The sequence below is a fragment of the Hymenobacter norwichensis DSM 15439 genome (assembly GCF_000420705.1).
In the GTDB taxonomy this organism is placed as follows: Bacteria; Bacteroidota; Bacteroidia; order Cytophagales; family Hymenobacteraceae; genus Hymenobacter; species Hymenobacter norwichensis.
Window position 1 is genome coordinate 388992 of sequence record NZ_ATVL01000011.1, and the last position, 16729, is coordinate 405720.

The 16729-nt window shown below is 56.1% G+C and carries 16 protein-coding genes; 13 read left to right on the forward strand and 3 right to left on the reverse strand.

Going from position 1 to position 16729, the window contains the following annotated elements; translation table 11 throughout:
• Window positions 1–87: 87 nt before the first annotated feature.
• On the reverse strand, window positions 88–1137 hold the full coding sequence (gene ribD / locus G536_RS0122350) for a bifunctional diaminohydroxyphosphoribosylaminopyrimidine deaminase/5-amino-6-(5-phosphoribosylamino)uracil reductase RibD (protein WP_022825835.1): 1050 nt from the start codon (window positions 1135–1137) through the stop codon (window positions 88–90).
• A gap of 150 nt (window positions 1138–1287) precedes the next feature.
• Here ribD and prmC point away from each other — a divergent pair, with 150 nt between their 5' ends.
• From prmC to rfbA, 7 genes are all read left to right on the forward strand, one after another.
• A complete protein-coding gene (gene prmC, locus G536_RS0122355) occupies window positions 1288–2154 on the forward strand; it encodes a peptide chain release factor N(5)-glutamine methyltransferase (RefSeq protein WP_022825836.1) in 867 nt (288 codons plus the stop codon).
• Between the two features lie 162 nt (window positions 2155–2316).
• Entirely contained in the window at window positions 2317–2907 is a 591-nt protein-coding gene (locus tag G536_RS0122365; protein WP_022825837.1) for an acyltransferase, read from the forward strand.
• 70 nt (window positions 2908–2977) lie between these two features.
• Window positions 2978–4273, forward strand: a complete 1296-nt coding sequence (locus G536_RS0122370) for a nucleotide sugar dehydrogenase (RefSeq protein WP_022825838.1) — start codon at window positions 2978–2980, stop codon at window positions 4271–4273.
• A 116-nt stretch (window positions 4274–4389) separates the two neighbouring features.
• On the forward strand, window positions 4390–5406 hold the full coding sequence (gene galE, locus G536_RS0122375; protein ID WP_022825839.1) for a UDP-glucose 4-epimerase GalE: 1017 nt from the start codon (window positions 4390–4392) through the stop codon (window positions 5404–5406).
• A gap of 98 nt (window positions 5407–5504) precedes the next feature.
• Entirely contained in the window at window positions 5505–6560 is a 1056-nt protein-coding gene (rfbB, locus tag G536_RS0122380) for a dTDP-glucose 4,6-dehydratase (RefSeq protein ID WP_022825840.1), read from the forward strand.
• A gap of 22 nt (window positions 6561–6582) precedes the next feature.
• The gene (locus G536_RS0122385) at window positions 6583–7590 is read left to right on the forward strand and encodes an SDR family oxidoreductase (RefSeq protein ID WP_022825841.1); all 1008 of its coding nucleotides are present in this window, start codon (window positions 6583–6585) and stop codon (window positions 7588–7590) included.
• 81 nt (window positions 7591–7671) lie between these two features.
• On the forward strand, window positions 7672–8550 hold the full coding sequence (rfbA, locus tag G536_RS0122390; protein ID WP_022825842.1) for a glucose-1-phosphate thymidylyltransferase RfbA: 879 nt from the start codon (window positions 7672–7674) through the stop codon (window positions 8548–8550).
• A 65-nt stretch (window positions 8551–8615) separates the two neighbouring features.
• Here the strand turns inward: rfbA and chrA are convergent, their stop codons facing one another.
• Both chrA and G536_RS0122400 read right to left on the reverse strand, forming a co-directional pair.
• On the reverse strand, window positions 8616–9779 hold the full coding sequence (chrA, locus tag G536_RS0122395; RefSeq protein ID WP_022825843.1) for a chromate efflux transporter: 1164 nt from the start codon (window positions 9777–9779) through the stop codon (window positions 8616–8618).
• A gap of 224 nt (window positions 9780–10003) precedes the next feature.
• Window positions 10004–10981, reverse strand: a complete 978-nt coding sequence (locus G536_RS0122400) for an isopenicillin N synthase family dioxygenase (RefSeq protein ID WP_022825844.1) — start codon at window positions 10979–10981, stop codon at window positions 10004–10006.
• A gap of 151 nt (window positions 10982–11132) precedes the next feature.
• Between G536_RS0122400 and G536_RS0122405 the strand changes: the two genes are divergently transcribed.
• From G536_RS0122405 to G536_RS0122430, 6 genes are all read left to right on the forward strand, one after another.
• Window positions 11133–11969, forward strand: coding sequence for a hypothetical protein (locus G536_RS0122405; RefSeq protein ID WP_022825845.1), 837 nt, complete (start codon window positions 11133–11135; stop codon window positions 11967–11969).
• Window positions 11970–12120: 151 nt separating this feature from the next.
• Window positions 12121–13860 carry a circadian clock protein KaiC gene (kaiC, locus tag G536_RS29385; protein WP_022825846.1) on the forward strand — a complete coding sequence of 580 codons (1740 nt, stop codon included), beginning with the start codon at window positions 12121–12123 and terminating at the stop codon, window positions 13858–13860.
• Between the two features lie 8 nt (window positions 13861–13868).
• A complete protein-coding gene (locus G536_RS0122415) occupies window positions 13869–14201 on the forward strand; it encodes a circadian clock KaiB family protein (RefSeq protein WP_022825847.1) in 333 nt (110 codons plus the stop codon).
• Window position 14202: 1 nt separating this feature from the next.
• Window positions 14203–14517, forward strand: a complete 315-nt coding sequence (locus G536_RS0122420; protein WP_022825848.1) for a circadian clock KaiB family protein — start codon at window positions 14203–14205, stop codon at window positions 14515–14517.
• A gap of 9 nt (window positions 14518–14526) precedes the next feature.
• Window positions 14527–16230 (forward strand): ATP-binding protein, encoded by a 1704-nt coding sequence (locus G536_RS31095; protein WP_022825849.1) that lies wholly within the window; start codon window positions 14527–14529, stop codon window positions 16228–16230.
• Between the two features lie 70 nt (window positions 16231–16300).
• Window positions 16301–16723, forward strand: coding sequence for a response regulator (locus tag G536_RS0122430; protein ID WP_022825850.1), 423 nt, complete (start codon window positions 16301–16303; stop codon window positions 16721–16723).
• Window positions 16724–16729 lie beyond the last annotated feature (6 nt).

Genomic DNA, 16729 nt, shown 5'->3' on the forward strand with positions numbered 1-16729 from the left:
GTAACAGGCAGCCGGCAGGAAGGATTTTCGCTGTTGCGCTACCTATTGATAATGAAGCTGTTTGCTTTAGTTAATTCAGTGCGGGAGCTACTTGTTGCTGTTGTTCACGAATACAAGTAGTTCGTCGGCACCAATTTGCCGTTGTTCGCGCAGACCAGCCAAACCGAGCTTGGGCGAACTGACACCGCCACCGAGCTTTTTAGGACTACGCAATACCCGAATTTCATCCCAGAGGCCATCTTTCAGCAACGAGTTCAGCACCGTAGGGCCGCCCTCCACCAGCACCGACTGCACGTTGCGCAGGTGCAGGTTATTGAATATCTGCGGAAACAGGTCCTCGGCCTCCGACAGCACCACGTAGCCCACATTGTCGCGGGTAGCTTTTTCGCGGTACGTGTATACTACGGTTGGCTGCTTGCCATCGAAAAGGTGATGAGTAGGGGGCAAGCTCAGGTTTTTGTCGATGACCACGCGGGTGGGGTTTTGGCCAGGCCACTCGCGCAGGTTAAGGTGCGGGTTGTCGTGGAGCGCAGTGCGGGTGCCCACCAGAATAGCCTGCTCCTCGGCCCGCCACTGATGCACTGCCACGCGCGCTAACTCTCCGCTGATGGCCACCGACTGGAAGTACGGCCCAGCCAAGTAGCCATCGGCCGTTTCGGCCCACTTCAGTACCACGTAAGGCCGCTTCTTCTCCTGAAACGTGAAAAACCGGCGGTTCAGCCAACGTCCTTCCGCTTCTAGCACGCCAATTTCCACCTTGATGCCGGCTTCTTCCAGCTTGGCTATGCCCTTGCCTGCTACCAACGGGTTCGGGTCGAGGTTGCAGACTACCACTTCTGCCACGTTCTTGCTGATGAGCAGGGCGGCGCAGGGCGGGGTTTTGCCGTGGTGGGCACAAGGCTCCAGCGTCACGTACACTCGGCTGTGCGGTAGCAAGGTATGGTCGGCTACGCTGGCCAGGGCATTTACTTCGGCGTGTGGCCCCCCGTATTGCTGGTGCAAGCCTTCCCCAATTACGCGTTCTTCGTGGGTAACTACGCAGCCCACCAAAGGGTTAGGGCGGGCATAGCCTGTGCCTAGCCGGGCCAGGTCGAGGGCGCGGCGCATCATCAAAACATCGAAATCGGAAGCAGGCATGGGCAGGTTGGTTGGGGCAGCAGGACAGAAAAGCGAAAGTAGCGCGGAAATCCGTTCCGCGACGAGCAACGCGAATTCCTACGCGTGTTGTGCGGTACTAGATACTCGCTGTGCTCGTTGCGGAACGAATTTCCGCGCTACTTTCGCTGCATGTCTACGCTCCGCCACCTTACCGCCGACCTTGCCGCTGCCCTGGCTGCCATTTACCCCACGCAGGAAGCGGAAAGCATGGCCGGACTAGTACTGGAGCACCTGCTCGACCTTACCCCGCTGCAACGCCGCGTGCAGGCGCAAGAACCAGTGCCAGAAAACGTGCAAGCCCAACTGCCCGCTTTGCAGGAGCGGCTGCTGCGCCACGAGCCGCTGCAATATGTGCTCGGCGAGGCGTGGTTCCTGGACCTGGTACTGGAAGTAACGCCTGCCACGCTTATCCCGCGGCCCGAAACCGAGGAACTGGTGCAGCTTATTGTGCAAGAGCAGCAAGGGCAAGAAACTGAGCTTTCGGTGCTGGATATTGGCACCGGAAGCGGCTGTATTCCGGTGGCGCTGTGCCGGGCCTTGCAGCCCACTCAGGTAACGGCCGTTGATATTTCGGTGGAAGCTTTGGCTGTAGCTCGCCGCAACGCCGAGCGGTACGGCTGCGAAATTGATTTTCAACAGCTGGACATTCTGTTGGAAACGCCGCAGTTAGGCCCATCCCACACGCTGGATATACTAGTGAGTAACCCGCCTTACGTGCTGGAAAAAGAGCGGGCCCTGATGCGGCCCAACGTGCTGGCCTTCGAGCCGGCCACCGCCCTGTTCGTGCCTGACCACGACCCGTTGCTGTTCTACCGCCGAATTGCCCACCTAGGTAGTACGCTGCTCCGACCGGGTGGCGCGCTGTACTTTGAAGTCAACGAACAATACGCCGCCCAAACCGTGGCCCTTCTAACTGCTCTGGAGTATGAAGCCGTGGAAGCGCGGCCCGACATATTTGGTAAGGCTCGTATGGTGCGAGCTACCTGGCCCCGCTAAGCAGCAGGCAGCAGGTTCTGATTCCTTAATAAGCAATGCTGGAAGCCACCGAAGTATGATACTGGTTGAGCAGGCAGTTAGCCTCGGCGAACGGGCTGGGCCGGGGCATATGGTGCATTGCGAAAAGCCCTACCTTTGTCGGCTGAACGCCAGCGCTAGTCCATGCCCGAACCATCCTATTTTGCGCATCCCACGGCCGTCATCGACGACGGTTGCCGCATTGGGGCTGGCAGCAAGATTTGGCACTTCTGCCACCTGAGCGCCGGTGCCGAGCTAGGCGAAGGGTGCAGCCTGGGGCAAAACGTGTTTATAGCCGACGGCGTGGAGTTGGGCTGCAACGTGAAGGTGCAGAATAATGTGAGCCTCTACAGCGGCGTTAAATGCCACGACGACGTGTTCATTGGGCCTTCCGCGGTATTCACCAATGTGCTGAACCCTCGAGCTGCCGTAGTGCGCAAGCACGAATATCAGCCTACCGTACTAAGCCGCGGCGTCAGTGTTGGGGCCAACGCTACTATTGTGTGCGGGGTGCGTCTAGGCGAATATGCGTTTGTGGGCGCAGGCTCCGTAGTAACCAAAGATGTAGCACCGTACGCGCTGGTGTATGGCAACCCAGCCCGTCCGCGCGGTTGGATGAGCGCCCACGGCCAGCGGCTTACCTTCAACGAAACCGGGTATGCCACCTGCCCGGAAAGCGGAGAAACCTACCAACTTACCAGCGGCCAAGTGTCCCGGAGCACTGCTCCCGTGTAAAGTCTCTGTTAATTTTTAGTTTTCGGCTGATAATTTCAGCCCAAGCCATACGACCCTAATACCTCCCCCTGTGTACGAGCAACTTATTCAGAAACAAGCAAAGCTAGCCGTTATTGGCCTCGGGTATGTGGGCTTGCCCATTGCCCTCGAATTTGCCCGTAAGCTTCAGGTTATTGGATTCGATATCAATGCCAAGCGTGTAGACATGATGCGCAACCACATCGACCCGAGCGGCGAGCTGGATGCGCAAGACTTCGAAGGCTGCGACATTACGTTCACCGATTCGCTGGACGTGCTACGCGAGGCTACCTTCTACATTGTGGCCGTGCCCACGCCCATCGACGAGCACGCCCAACCTGACCTGAAGCCACTGCTGGGCGCTTCTACCTCGGTAGGTAAGGTGCTCAAGAAGGGCGACTATGTGGTGTTTGAAAGCACCGTGTACCCTGGCTGCACCGAAGACGATTGTATTCCAGTAATGGAAAAGCTGTCGGGCCTGAAATTTCCTGAGGATTTCAAGGTCGGCTACTCGCCCGAGCGCATCAATCCCGGCGACAAAGAGCACACGCTTTCTAGCATCATCAAAGTAGTGGCTGGCTGCGACGACGAGTCGTTGGACAACATTGCCAAAACCTACGAGCTGGTGGTGAAAGCCGGCGTACACCGCGCCAGCAGCATCAAGGTAGCCGAAGCTGCCAAAATCATCGAAAACACCCAGCGCGACGTCAACATTGCATTGATGAACGAGTTGTCGATGATTTTCGACCGAATGAACATCAACACCTACGAGGTGCTGGAAGCCGCTGGCACCAAGTGGAACTTCCTGAAGTTCTCGCCCGGTCTGGTAGGTGGCCACTGCATCGGCGTGGATCCTTACTACCTGACCTACAAGGCGAAAGAACTGGGCTATGATGCCAAGGTGATACTGAGCGGCCGGACCACCAACGACAACATGGGGGCCTACATTGCCCGCAAAACCGTGCAGATGATGATCCGGCAGGGCAAGGACGTGGCCCGCAGCCGCGTGCTAGTAATGGGCGCTACGTTCAAGGAAAACGTGGAGGACATCCGCAATTCCAAAGTAGCCGACGTGATTCAGGAGCTAAAGAACTTCTCGGTGAACGTGGACATCGTGGACCCGCACGCCGATTCCGACGAGCTGCACCACGAGTATGGGTTCCGCCTCACGCCGCCCACCGAAGTGCGTGACGATTACGACGCCGTGCTGGTAGCTGTAAGCCACAAGCCCTACCTCGAAAAAGACGAAGCCTACTTCCAGTCGATTACTTCCGAAAAAGCCGTGCTGGTGGATATCAAGGGCTTATTCCGGGGGAAGATTCAAAACATGCAATATTGGAGCCTATAAGGTGAACTTGTGAACTTGTGAAATGGTAAGTTGTCGGACTTTTTGCAATACAGCAATTCAGATAATTACCATTTCGCTTCACAAACTCACAATTTCACAAACTCACAATTTCACAGATGGAGCGCACAAAGATTCTTGTAACAGGAGGGGCGGGATATATCGGCTCACATGCCGTAGTGGAGCTGTACGAGGCTGGTTTTCAGCCGGTAATAGTTGATAATTTCGTTAACTCGCAGGAATCGGCGCTGGCAGGCATCGAGAAGATTCTGGGCGTGAAAGTGCCTGCCCACAACATCGACTGCAACGATGCGGAAGCGCTGCGGGCCGTGTTTGCTGAAGAAGGCAGCTTGCGTGGTGTGATTCACTTTGCTGCCTACAAAGCTGTGGGTGAGTCGATGCAGAAGCCGTTGGAGTACTACCAGAACAACGTGGGCTCTTTGCTGACCTTGTTGCAGGTGATGCGCGAATTTGGTGTGGAAGCCCTGGTGTTTTCGTCGTCGTGCACCGTGTATGGTATTCCGGATGCGCTGCCCGTAACCGAGCAGACGCCCACCAAGAAAGCCAACTCGCCGTATGGCGCTACCAAGCAAATGTGCGAGGACATCCTGCGCGACGTGGTAGGTCTGGGCTCCGATTTCCGCACCATCCTGTTGCGCTACTTCAACCCAATTGGCGCCCACGCTTCGGCCCTCATTGGTGAACTGCCGCTGGGCGTGCCCCAGAACCTGATTCCGTACGTGACGCAAACCGCAGCCGGTATCCGGGAGCAGCTCACCATCTACGGCGACACCTATGACACGCCCGACGGTACCAACATCCGGGACTATGTGCACGTGGTGGACCTAGCTAAAGCCCACGTGGTAGCCGTGCAGCGCTTGCTCGATAAAACCGGCGACAAAGTGGAAACCTTCAATGTGGGTACCGGCCGCGGCAACTCGGTGCTGGAAGTGGTACAGGCTTTCGAGCGCGCTACCGGCGTGAAGGTGAACTACAAAATTGGTGAGCCTCGCCCCGGCGACGTACCCGCCATCTACGCCGACGTAACCAAATCGGTGCAGGAGTTGGGCTTTAGCACTAGTACTTCCCTGGAAGATTCCCTTGCCAGCGCCTGGAAGTGGCAACAGAGCCTATAGGCTTGCTGATGGCTGATAGCTCATGGCTGTTGGCTTTCCTGAAAATTGACTTCACAAAAAGCTAGCAGCCAACAGCTAATAGCTAATAGCTCAAGAAAATGAAAATCATTATTACCGGCGGGGCCGGCTTCATTGGGTCGCACGTGGTGCGCTTGTTCGTAACCAAGTATCCGGAGTACCAGATTCTGAACCTGGACGCGCTGACGTATGCCGGCAACCTGGAAAACCTGCGTGACATTGAAAACGCGCCCAACTACAAGTTGGTCAAAGGCGACATCACCGACCAAGCCTTTATCGACCATCTGTTTGCTACCGAAGAGCCGGACGCCGTGATTCACTTGGCCGCCGAAAGCCACGTGGACCGAAGCATCACCGACCCGTTGGCCTTCGTGAAAACCAACGTAATTGGTACCGTGAACCTGTTGCAGGCCGCCAAAAACCTGTGGAAGCCGTTGGGTTACGAAGGCAAAACCTTCTACCACGTCAGCACCGACGAGGTGTACGGCTCCCTGGATTTCGGCCCCGACATGTTCACCGAGGAAACCAGCTACGACCCCCGCTCGCCGTACTCGGCCAGCAAGGCGGCTTCCGACCATTTCGTGCGGGCTTGGCACCACACTTACGGCTTGCCTATCAAGCTCAGCAACTGCTCCAACAACTACGGCCCCAACCACTTCCCCGAGAAGTTGATTCCGCTGGCCATCCACCGCATTCAGCATGGGCAACCGGTACCCGTGTATGGCAAGGGTGAAAATGTGCGCGACTGGTTGTTCGTGAAAGACCACGCCACTGCCATTGATGCCGTATTCCACAAGGGCACTCTCGGCGAAACCTATAACATCGGCGGCGTGAACGAATGGGCCAACCTGGAGTTGATTCACTTGCTCTGCGACACGCTAGACGAGAAAACCGGCAAGGAAAAAGGTACCTCGCGCAAGCTCATCACCTTCGTGACGGACCGCGCCGGCCACGACCTGCGCTACGCCATCGACTCAAGCAAGATCATGAACGAGCTGGGCTGGAAACCGTCCGTTACGTTCGAGCAGGGCCTCTCTCAGACTGTAGACTGGTACCTGGAAAACGAGGCTTGGCTGCAAAACGTGACCAGCGGCGCTTACCAAGATTATTACCGCACGCAATACGCTAGCCGCTAGGCGTCAATTCTGAATCATTATAATGTACGACATTCCTTTTCACGACCAGCCGCTCGATAACCTGGCTTTTCTGGTGACGGGTGGGGCCGGTTTTATTGGCTCTAATCTGGTTGAGTATCTGTTGAAGTACGGGGCCAAAGAGGTGCGCGTACTCGACAACTATTCCAACGGTTTCCGCAAGAACGTGGCCCTGTTTGAAGGCACCCCCGCCTTGCGCGTTATTGAAGGTGATATCCGGGACCGGCAAACCTGCATCGACGCCTGCAAAGGCATCGATATTGTGTTGCACCAGGCTGCATTGGGTTCCGTACCGCGTTCCATCAACGACCCTATCACCACCAACGACGTGAACGTGGGTGGCTTCGTGAATATGCTGGTAGGCGCTAAAGAGGCTGGCATCAAGCGGTTTGTGTACGCTGCCTCTTCTTCCACTTACGGCGACCATAAGGCCCTGCCCAAGGTGGAAGACCGGATTGGTAAGCCTCTCTCGCCGTACGCCGTAACCAAATATGCCAACGAGCTATATGCTGATGTATTCGGTAAGACTTACGGCATGGAAATCATCGGGCTGCGCTACTTCAACATCTTCGGCCCGCGCCAAGACCCGAATGGCGCCTACGCGGCGGTTATTCCGCTGTTTATTGATGCCGTGCTGGAAGGCAAGCCGCCGCGCATGAACGGCGACGGAGGTCAGACCCGCGACTTCACCTTCGTAGAAAACTGTGTGCAGGCCAACATCAAGGCGGCACTGGTACAGAATCCTGAAGCGGTAAATCAGGTCTACAACATCGCTGTAGCCGACCGTACCTCCCTCAACGACCTATTCAATATCCTCAAAGAGGAAGCTGGCTCCGACATCACGCCTGAGTACGGCCCCGACCGTCCTGGCGACATCCGGGATTCTCTTGCTGACATCACCAAAGCCGAAAATCTACTCGGCTACAATCCGCAAATCCGGATTCGGGAGGGCTTGCAGCAGACGTTGGAGTGGTTCAAGACCAACGAGGAATTTATTGCCGAGCGAAACTAACCTGCCTGTCATATTGAGCTTGCCGAAGCATGTCGGCTTTTATTTAAGTTCTTACTCTTCTAAGACCCTAAGTCCCTACTCATGAAAGGCATTATTCTCGCCGGCGGCTCTGGAACCCGGTTGCACCCACTTACGCTGGCTGTCAGCAAGCAGCTTATGCCCGTCTACGACAAGCCGATGATTTATTATCCGCTGTCGATTCTGATGATGGCAGGTATCAAGGAAATCCTGATTATCACCACTCCCCACGACCAAGCGCAGTTCAAGAAGCTACTCGGTGACGGCGCTAGCCTAGGGTGCCGCTTTGAATACATCGTGCAGGAAGTGCCCAACGGACTGGCGCAGGCTTTCGTGCTAGGCGCTGATTTCATCGGCGACGATAAAGTGGCGCTGGTGCTCGGCGACAACATCTTCCACGGCGAAGGCATGGAAGAGTTGCTAAAAGCCAATAACAACCCCGATGGCGGCGTGGTATATGCCTACCACGTGCACGACCCAGAGCGTTACGGCGTAGTTGAATTTGACGCTGATAAAAAGGCGTTGAGCATTGAAGAGAAACCTGCTAGCCCAAAGAGCAACTACGCGGTGCCAGGCCTCTACTTCTATGACAACGACGTTATCCAAATAGCCAAAGACCTGAAACCCAGTCCCCGCGGCGAGTACGAAATTACTGACGTAAACCAGGAGTATCTGCGCCGCGGCAAGCTGAAAGTGGGCATTCTGGGCCGCGGTACCGCTTGGCTGGATACCGGCACGTTCGAGAGCCTAATGCAGGCCGGCGAGTTTGTGCGGGTGCTGGAGCAGCGCCAGGGGCTGAAGGTAGGATCTATCGAAGAAGTGGCTTACCGCCAAGGCTTTATTGATGCCGACCAGCTGCGCAAAATCGCGCAACCATTGCGAAAGAGCGGCTACGGCGACTACTTGCTGCGTTTGCCGGAGCATCTCATGGTAGGCGAGTAAATCAGAAAGCTAAAAGAAGAAAGAGGCTGGAGGACGTGGTATCGTCTTTCAGCCTTTTTTGATGCTTAAAAAACCACGCCGGCCAATAAGCCCGCCAGCACAATAAGGTAGGACGGAATCTTCTCCCAGAGCAACACCAAGAACGTAGCGCCGATAAGCCCTAGGTTGATAGGAGTGTCAGGGAGGGGATGATAGAGCAGAAATACGGCCGCGCACACTAAACCTGCCGACACGGCATTGACACCTTCTAAGGAGGCCTTTACCACACGGTATTGCTTGAGCTGGTCCCAGAACCGAATCAGGAAGAAGATGAGTAGCGTACCTGGCATGAAGATGCCCGCTGCTGCCACTACCCCGCCCAGAATCTGCCCGCCAATACCGTAGTCCCGCATAGCCAGCGCCCCGATGTAGGACGCAAAGGCGAAGTTGGGACCCGGCAAAGCCTGCGTAAGCCCATAACCCGACAGAAACTCGGGCGCCGAAAGGTAGCTTTTGAACTCCACAAACTCGGCGAACAGCAACGGGGCCAGCACCTGCCCGCCGCCAAACACTAGGGAGCCATTGCGGTAGAAATTCTCGAATAGCAGCACTGGCAGCTCCCGCGTGTAGTGCCCAATGACGGCCGCCCCAATCAACACGCCGAGCCACAGTATGAAGTTAGCCCATTCGATGCGGAGTGGCTGCTTATCGGCAATGGGGGTGAGCTTACGGTAGCGGAAGGTGGTAACCAGCCCGCCCCCCAGCAGCAGCAGCGGTAGTACCGTTGGTAGCTGGAACCGGTAGGCCAGCATGGCCGCCGCTACCATCAGAGCCACCGAGGTTTTGGTATGAATTACCTTCTCGGCAATCTTGTAGGCTGAGTACGCCACAAACCCCACCGCAATAGGCTGAATGTACTGCACCAGCCGCGCCACCTGCTCTTTATCAAAGTAGTTGATGGCTACGCCCGCCGCCGTCATGATGGTAACGGCGGGCAGCATCCAGACCAGCAGCGTGAGATAGGCTAGGTTGGGCCCGCCCAGCCGGAAGCCGATGGCCGTGATGGTTTGAGTGGAGCCGGGACCGGGTAGTAACTGGCACAACGCCATGATTTCCAGTAGCTCCGCCGAGGTAAGGTAGCGGCGTTTATCAACCAGCAGGCGCAGCATCATGGCCGTGTGCGCTTGTGGACCGCCAAAAGCCGTGAAAGCCAGCGCCGCTACGTCCTTAAGAAAAATAATACCCCGCACCCGGCGAGTCCGCTTACCCCGGCCGGGCGGCGGACCAAGCGATACGTTGGATGGAAGGGGAGAGGGCGGCGGAGAGGGCAAGAGCAATAGGAGTGGGAGCGGGCAATAGAACTTAGGACCGAGCTGGCCAGCTACGGTAAGTACGCAAAAAAACGGCTGGCTCCGCATACAGAGCCAGCCGTTTTCACTGGTAATTCGGTCGTGTCAACAGTCGAAAGCAACTACTATTTCTTCTTCAGGCCCAGTTCAATCAGCCGCTCGTTCAGGAATTCGCCGGCCGTAATGTCCGCTTCTTTCTTAGGGTTGTCGGGCGTTACGCAGCTGTTGAGGGCGGCAAGACTCATCTCCGAGCGGGGATGCATAAAGAACGGTACCGAGTAGCGCGACGAGTTCATTTTCTCACGGGCAGGGTTCACCACGCGGTGAATCGTGCTTTTCAACACGCCGTTGGTAAGGCGCTGAAGCATGTCGCCCACGTTCACCACAATCTGGTCGGGGAGGGCCGTAATCGGAATCCATTTGCCGTCGCGGCGCTTCACTTGCAGGCCGTCGGCGCTGGCGCCCATGAGCAGCGTAATCAGGTTGATGTCGCCGTGCTCGGCAGCACGTACGGCGTCGGCTGGTACGGCGTCAGGATCTTCGATGGGGAAATAGTGAATTGGGCGCAGGATGCTGTTGCCGTTACGCACTTTGTCATCAAAGTAATCTTCGGGCAACTCCAGGTACAGCGCAATGGCGCGCAGCACGTCTTTGCCGGCCGCTTCCAGAGTGCGGTACGTAGTAAAGGTGCTCTTCTGGAAGGTGGGTACTTCTTCAGGCCAGATGTTGGCCGGGTACTCCTTGCCAATCGGGTCAGTGTGGTCTTCCACTTCTTGGCCGACGTGGTAGAACTCTTTCAGGTCGCCGGTGTTGCGGCCTTTGGCGTGCTCTTTGCCCTTGCTGATGTAGCCACGCTGACCCGCCAGTTCTGGGTTTTCGTAGCGTTGCTTGCTGTCGTCGGGCAGGGCAAAGAACGATTTCACGTCGGCGTACAGGGCCTGGGTTTGTTCTTCGCTAAGGCCGTGGTTTTTCAGGGCCACAAACCCAATGCTTTGGTAGGCTTTGCCGAGCTGTTGCACGAAGCGAGCTTTGCGTTCTGGGTCGCCGGAGCGAAAGTCAGCGAGGTCGAGGGAGGGAATTTCTTCCAGCAGTTTGTCTTCCATCTTGGAAAATCACTATACTTTTGGACAATGAACAGGTGTCATGCAAGGTACTCAAAAAACGTACGATGTTTCTGCGGGTACGTTGCCTGCATGGCTAGCTAACAGTAACACAACAGTATAATCATCCGTTTTCTTTTTCCGTTTTTTCTATATGCGTATTCCTGCTTTGTTGCTAAGTGGTATCATCTTAATGGGGTTAGCGGCCTGCGACACGGCCAAACAAGCCACCGAAGCCACTTCTTCTACCACACCAACTACTACTACTACCACGGTTTCGGCGGCAGCTATCGAGAAAAACGGCATCCGCCTGACGCCCTTCCTGGATTCGCCGAAGTACCCCACGGCCCAGTTGCGCCTAACCACGCCGGCGGCTGGTTCTACTGTGCCTAGCGGCGCGGTACCGTTCAAATACGAGCTAACCAACTTTCAGCTCACCAAGATGACCGGCGGCATGCATGGCGAGGAAATGGCCAATTCCATGAAGGGCCAGCACATCCACAACATCGTGGACAATGAGCCCTACTCGGCGCACTACGAAACCAACTTCACCAAGAATATTGTGGACGGGCAACACGTGGTGCTATCTTTTCTGTCGCGCTCCTACCACGAGAGCCTCAAGCACCGCGGCGCCTACGATTTGCGCCTAGTAACGGTGGGTAAGCTGCCCTCCAACGCGCCGGCCCCCACCTTCGACCTTAAAGCACCGCACCTGTTCTACAGCCGCCCCAAAGACGTGTACAGCGGCAAAGACGCTCAGAAGGTGATGCTGGATTTCTACCTCGTCAATACCACGCTAGAGCCCGGCGGCACCCAAGTGCGAGCTACTATCAACGGCAGCGAGTTCATGCTCGATCAGTGGGCGCCCTATATGATGGAAGGCCTCCCGATGGGCGAAAACACCGTAAAACTGGAGCTGATTGACTCCGACGGCAAGCTGATACCGGGTCCGTACAATTCGGTTACCCGCACTTTCTCGTTGCAGCCGTAGTTGTCCGCCGCGAATTATGCACCTTTGCTCAAGACCCTGTTGGCTGGTGCGGTGCACAAGGTAACTAGGTGGCCTCGGTTGAATCGGGTAGATTGAAATTTATGCTCCGGTACTTCAACTGAAGCAGCAAACGCCCTCATATCTATAGTTTATGCACGACAATCTTCGCGCTGCTCCGCGGCTTGCTACGCTGCCTAAAGCACCTTCCGGTATCGAAGGCCTCGATGAAATTACCGAAGGCGGCCTGCCGCTGGGGCGCCCCACCCTCATCTGCGGCAGCGCGGGCTGCGGCAAAACCCTGATGGGTGTGGAGTTTCTGGTGCGCGGGGCCTTGGAGTACAACGAGCCTGGTGTACTGATGGCCTTCGAGGAAACCAGCGAGGAACTGGCCGCCAACGTGGCGTCGCTGGGCTTCGACCTGCCGGCTCTGCAAGCTCAGAAGCTGCTGCGCGTCGACCATGTGCACGTTGACCGCTCCGAAATCGAGGAAACCGGAGAGTACGACCTAGAAGGCCTGTTCATTCGGCTGGGCTACGCCATTGATTCCATCAACGCCAAGCGTGTGGTGCTTGATACCATTGAGTCGCTGTTTTCGGGCTTCTCCAACCAGGCCGTGCTGCGCTCGGAAATCCGGCGGCTGTTTCGCTGGCTCAAAGACAAAGGCGTTACCACCATCATCACGGCTGAGCGCGGTGACGGCTCCCTCACTCGGCAGGGCTTGGAAGAGTACGTGTCTGATTGTGTAATCTTGCTCGACAACCGCGTTATTGACCAGATTACCACCCGCCGGCTGCGCATTGTGAAGTACCGCGGTAGCACGCACGGCACCAACGAGTATCCTTATCTAATCAGTGAGGAAGGCATATCCGTGCTGCCGGTTACGTCGTTGCGGCTGGAACATCGGGTGTCCGACCACATCGTTTCGACGGGTATTCCGGCGCTAGATGAGATGTTCGGCCGCCGCGGGTTTTATCAGGGCAGCAGCATTCTGCTCACGGGCACTGCCGGCACGGCCAAAACTACGTTGGCCGCTGCGTTTGCGCAGGAAGTCTGCCGCCACGGTGGGCGTTGCCTGTACTTCGCCTTCGAAGAATCGCCGCACCAATTGATTCGCAATATGCTGTCGGTGAGCATTGATTTGGAACCCCACGTGCAGGACGGTCGCCTGATCATAGAAGCGTCGCGGCCCACGCTCAACGGGTTGGAGCGGCACCTAGTTACCATTCACAAGCTGGTGCACGATTTCAAACCCACGGCCGTGGTCATCGACCCCATCAGCAACCTCATCAGTGTGGGCAACGTGAACGAAGTGCGCAGCATGCTCACCCGGCTCATCGATTTTCTGAAGGTCAACAACATCACGGCTTTGTTCACCTCGCTCATCAGTGGCAGCCTCCAGATGGATACCACCGAAGAAGGGGTGTCGTCGCTGGTAGATACCTGGATTAGTGTGCGAGACCTGGAAGGCGTGGGCGAGCGGAACCGGGGCCTCAGCATTCTAAAATCGCGCGGAATGGCGCACTCCAACCAAGTGCGTGAGTTTGTGATTACCGATAAAGGTGTTGAGCTCCTGGACGTTGTGGTGGGGCCAACCGGCATTATAACGGGGGCCAGCCGCTTAGTGCGGCAGCTGCAAGAGCAGGAGCAGGAACTAGCGGCCCGGCAAGAGTTGGCCCGCAAAGACCGGGAACTGGCCCGCCGCCGCCGGGTGCTAGAAGCCACCATTGCCAACCTGCGTACCGAGTTCGAGTCGGTGGAAGAGGAGTTTCGGCAGCTAAATACTGAGGAGCACGACCGGAAGACCGGCCAGGTCAAAAACCATCGGAAAGCCACCCGTTCTTCTTCCCCATCAGACGCCGCTGGTCCTGCCGATCAGCAACCTAATTCGTAATGCCTCTTATGGAAAATCAACCTGTTGCTGCTACCGAGGATTTCAAGGAGGACTACTGGGAGTTGCGCTTGTACGTGGCTGGCCAGACGGCCAAGTCGGTGGCGGCCTTGGCTAACCTGCGCAAGTATTGTGAGCAGCATTTGTTGGGGCGGTATCGGCTGGAAGTTATTGACTTGCTAGTGAACCCACAACTGGCTGAAGGTGACCAGATTCTGGCTATTCCCACGCTGGTGCGCAAGGTGCCAGTGCCCATCCGCAAGATAATCGGCGACCTTTCCAACGAGGAGCGCGTACTGGTGGGACTTGACATTCGGCCTGCCGGCTCTACTACCACTCGCTAACATGGAGGTTGACGAAAAACTGCCCCAAGGCGAGAAAGAGTACCTGTTGCATCTGTTCATTTCGGGCGCTACTCCCAACTCCACCAAGGCGGTACGCAACATAAAAGAAATCTGTGAGTTGTACCTGAAAGACCGGCACGAGCTGCTGATTATCGACATCTATCAGCAGCCTGAGCTAGCCCAGGGCGAGCAGCTTATTGGTATTCCCACGCTCATCAAAAAACGCCCTGGCCTGATCCGGCGGCTGGTGGGCGACTTATCGGACCGGCCGCGGGTACTTGCGGCGCTAGGGCTAGCGGATTCTCCGCCGCATTAATTATCACTCATGCCGTCCTCTGCTTCTACCTCGTCGGATCTGGCTCGTGAAAACGAGGAACTGCGTCATCGGCTGCAAGAGGCGGAAGACCTGATTTACGCAGTACGGACTGGGGCCGTAGATGCGCTGGCCATTCAAAGTCCCGACGGGCCCCGCATCTTCACGCTGCAAGGCGCCGATGAAAGCTACCGTACCCTAGTTGAGCAAATGAATGAAGGGGCCATTCTGCTCAACCAGGATGGTACAATTCTATACTGCAACGCCTGCCTGGCGGGGTGGCTACGGCGGGGGCTTGAGGAAGTAATCGGCCAATCGTTTGCCAGCTTCATACCCAAAGGGTTTCAAGCATACTGGACGGCATTGCTGGCACAGAGCTGGGGCGGATACGGCAAGGGCGAAGTGGCACTGCAAGGCAGTGGCGGCGCGCTTCGGCCCTTGGCGTTGTCACTGAAGGTGTTGAATTTCAACGAGATGCCCGTGGTAGCCGTTATTGCCACCGATTTGTCGGCCCAACGCGAAATCAGGAACATTCAGGCGCTAGTAGCCGAGCAGAACGCGGTAATTGACCGCAAAAACGAGGAAATCCGGTTCCAAGAGTCGGCCCGCCTGGTGGTGGAACAAGCTGCTGCCGAAGCTAACCGGATGCTGGAAGGTATTCCGCAAATTGCTTGGACTGCCAACCCCACCGGCCATACCACCTACTTCAACCGCCGCTGGTTCGATTACACCGGCCAAGCCGACCAACTGCTGTGGGAATACCGTTGGGAGGATTATCAACATCCGAATGATGCTGAATCGGCTAGTCAACGCTGGGCAAATTGCCTGCGCACCGGCAACGTATTTGAAGCCGAGTTCCGGCTCCGCGACCGGGCCGGGCAATACCGCTGGATGCTAAGCCGGGCATTTCCTTCGCGCAACGACCGAGGCGAGCTTATTCAATGGATTGGCACCTGCACCGACATTCATGAGCACAAGATGGACCTGGAGCGCATTGACATGGCCCAGCAGCAGCTTCAACTGAAAAACACCCAGTTGACGCGCGTGAACGTGGACCTGGATAATTTTATCTATACCGCGTCGCACGACCTACGGGCTCCCATCACCAATATCGAAGGGTTATTGCAGGCCCTGCTGACTGAACTGCCCGATGGTGGTGCTGAAGTGCAGCCTATCATGAACATGATGCAAGATTCGGTAGACCGGTTCAAGCGCACTATTGAGCACTTGACTACTATCACAAAGCTGCAAAAAGAGGCTGATTTGCCCATGGCTTCCGTTGATCTAGCTCACCTTATTGAGGAAATTCGGCTGGATTTATTGCCCCAGATCCAGGAAGCCCAAGCGCGGATTTCAGTGGATGTGCGAGAGTTTCCGATGGTTTCGTTTGCCGCGAAAAACCTGCGCAGCATTATCTACAACCTGCTCAGCAACGCCATAAAGTACCGTTCCCCACATCGTGCCCTACTTATCCGCATCCGGTGCCGGCCAGCTGGCAACTATGCTCTGCTAACGGTGCAAGACAACGGTTTAGGCATTTCGTTAACCAATAGCCCAAAGCTGTTTGGCATGTTTGAGCGCCTGCACGACCATGTAGAAGGCAGTGGCATGGGACTCTACATTGTAAAAAAGATAGTGGAAAACGCTGGGGGAAGCATTGAGGTGGCTAGCCAGGTTGATGTTGGTTCCACTTTCTCCGTTTATCTTGGAAGGTGAATCTCTGAAAGTCTGGCTGCCCGCGTGCCCACCGGCCTAGCCTTCCTCACCCTTGTTCCCAGTATACTGCATGCAGAAGCTAACCTGCACCTTATTGGTCGACGACGACCAGACTACCAACTATCTCAACCAACTGCTGATGAAGCGGTTGGCTGTAACCAATAAACTGTTGGTGGCGCTGAATGGGCAAGAGGCATTGAAGCTGTTGAATGAGCATTGCCATGAAGCCAGCTTGGATTGCCCCATGCTGATTTTGTTGGACGTGAAAATGCCCGTCATGAACGGCTTTGAGTTTCTGGAAGCCTACGACCAACTCCCGCTGCCGAACAAGCAGGCCATTATTATTGTGGTGCTCACGACCTCCTTGCACCCGCAGGATGTAAGCCGCCTAGAAACGCTTCATATTGCTGGCTTCTTGAATAAGCCCCTAACCCGGGAGAAAGTGGATTCTATCATGCAGAATCATTTCAACCGACACCTGCCTACCCCCTAAAAGATG

Coding starts and splice junctions, on each gene's coding strand:
- G536_RS31095 (WP_022825849.1), top strand. CDS start 14,527: ATGCCGTCCTCTGCTTCTACCTCGTCGGATCTGGCTCGTGAAAACGAG.
- G536_RS0122385 (WP_022825841.1), top strand. CDS start 6,583: ATGTACGACATTCCTTTTCACGACCAGCCGCTCGATAACCTGGCTTTT.
- G536_RS0122415 (WP_022825847.1), top strand. CDS start 13,869: ATGGAAAATCAACCTGTTGCTGCTACCGAGGATTTCAAGGAGGACTAC.
- rfbA (WP_022825842.1), top strand. CDS start 7,672: ATGAAAGGCATTATTCTCGCCGGCGGCTCTGGAACCCGGTTGCACCCA.
- ribD (WP_022825835.1), bottom strand. CDS start 1,137: ATGCCTGCTTCCGATTTCGATGTTTTGATGATGCGCCGCGCCCTCGAC.
- G536_RS0122365 (WP_022825837.1), top strand. CDS start 2,317: ATGCCCGAACCATCCTATTTTGCGCATCCCACGGCCGTCATCGACGAC.
- rfbB (WP_022825840.1), top strand. CDS start 5,505: ATGAAAATCATTATTACCGGCGGGGCCGGCTTCATTGGGTCGCACGTG.
- G536_RS0122400 (WP_022825844.1), bottom strand. CDS start 10,981: ATGGAAGACAAACTGCTGGAAGAAATTCCCTCCCTCGACCTCGCTGAC.
- G536_RS0122430 (WP_022825850.1), top strand. CDS start 16,301: ATGCAGAAGCTAACCTGCACCTTATTGGTCGACGACGACCAGACTACC.
- G536_RS0122405 (WP_022825845.1), top strand. CDS start 11,133: ATGCGTATTCCTGCTTTGTTGCTAAGTGGTATCATCTTAATGGGGTTA.
- G536_RS0122420 (WP_022825848.1), top strand. CDS start 14,203: ATGGAGGTTGACGAAAAACTGCCCCAAGGCGAGAAAGAGTACCTGTTG.
- galE (WP_022825839.1), top strand. CDS start 4,390: ATGGAGCGCACAAAGATTCTTGTAACAGGAGGGGCGGGATATATCGGC.
- kaiC (WP_022825846.1), top strand. CDS start 12,121: ATGCACGACAATCTTCGCGCTGCTCCGCGGCTTGCTACGCTGCCTAAA.
- prmC (WP_022825836.1), top strand. CDS start 1,288: ATGTCTACGCTCCGCCACCTTACCGCCGACCTTGCCGCTGCCCTGGCT.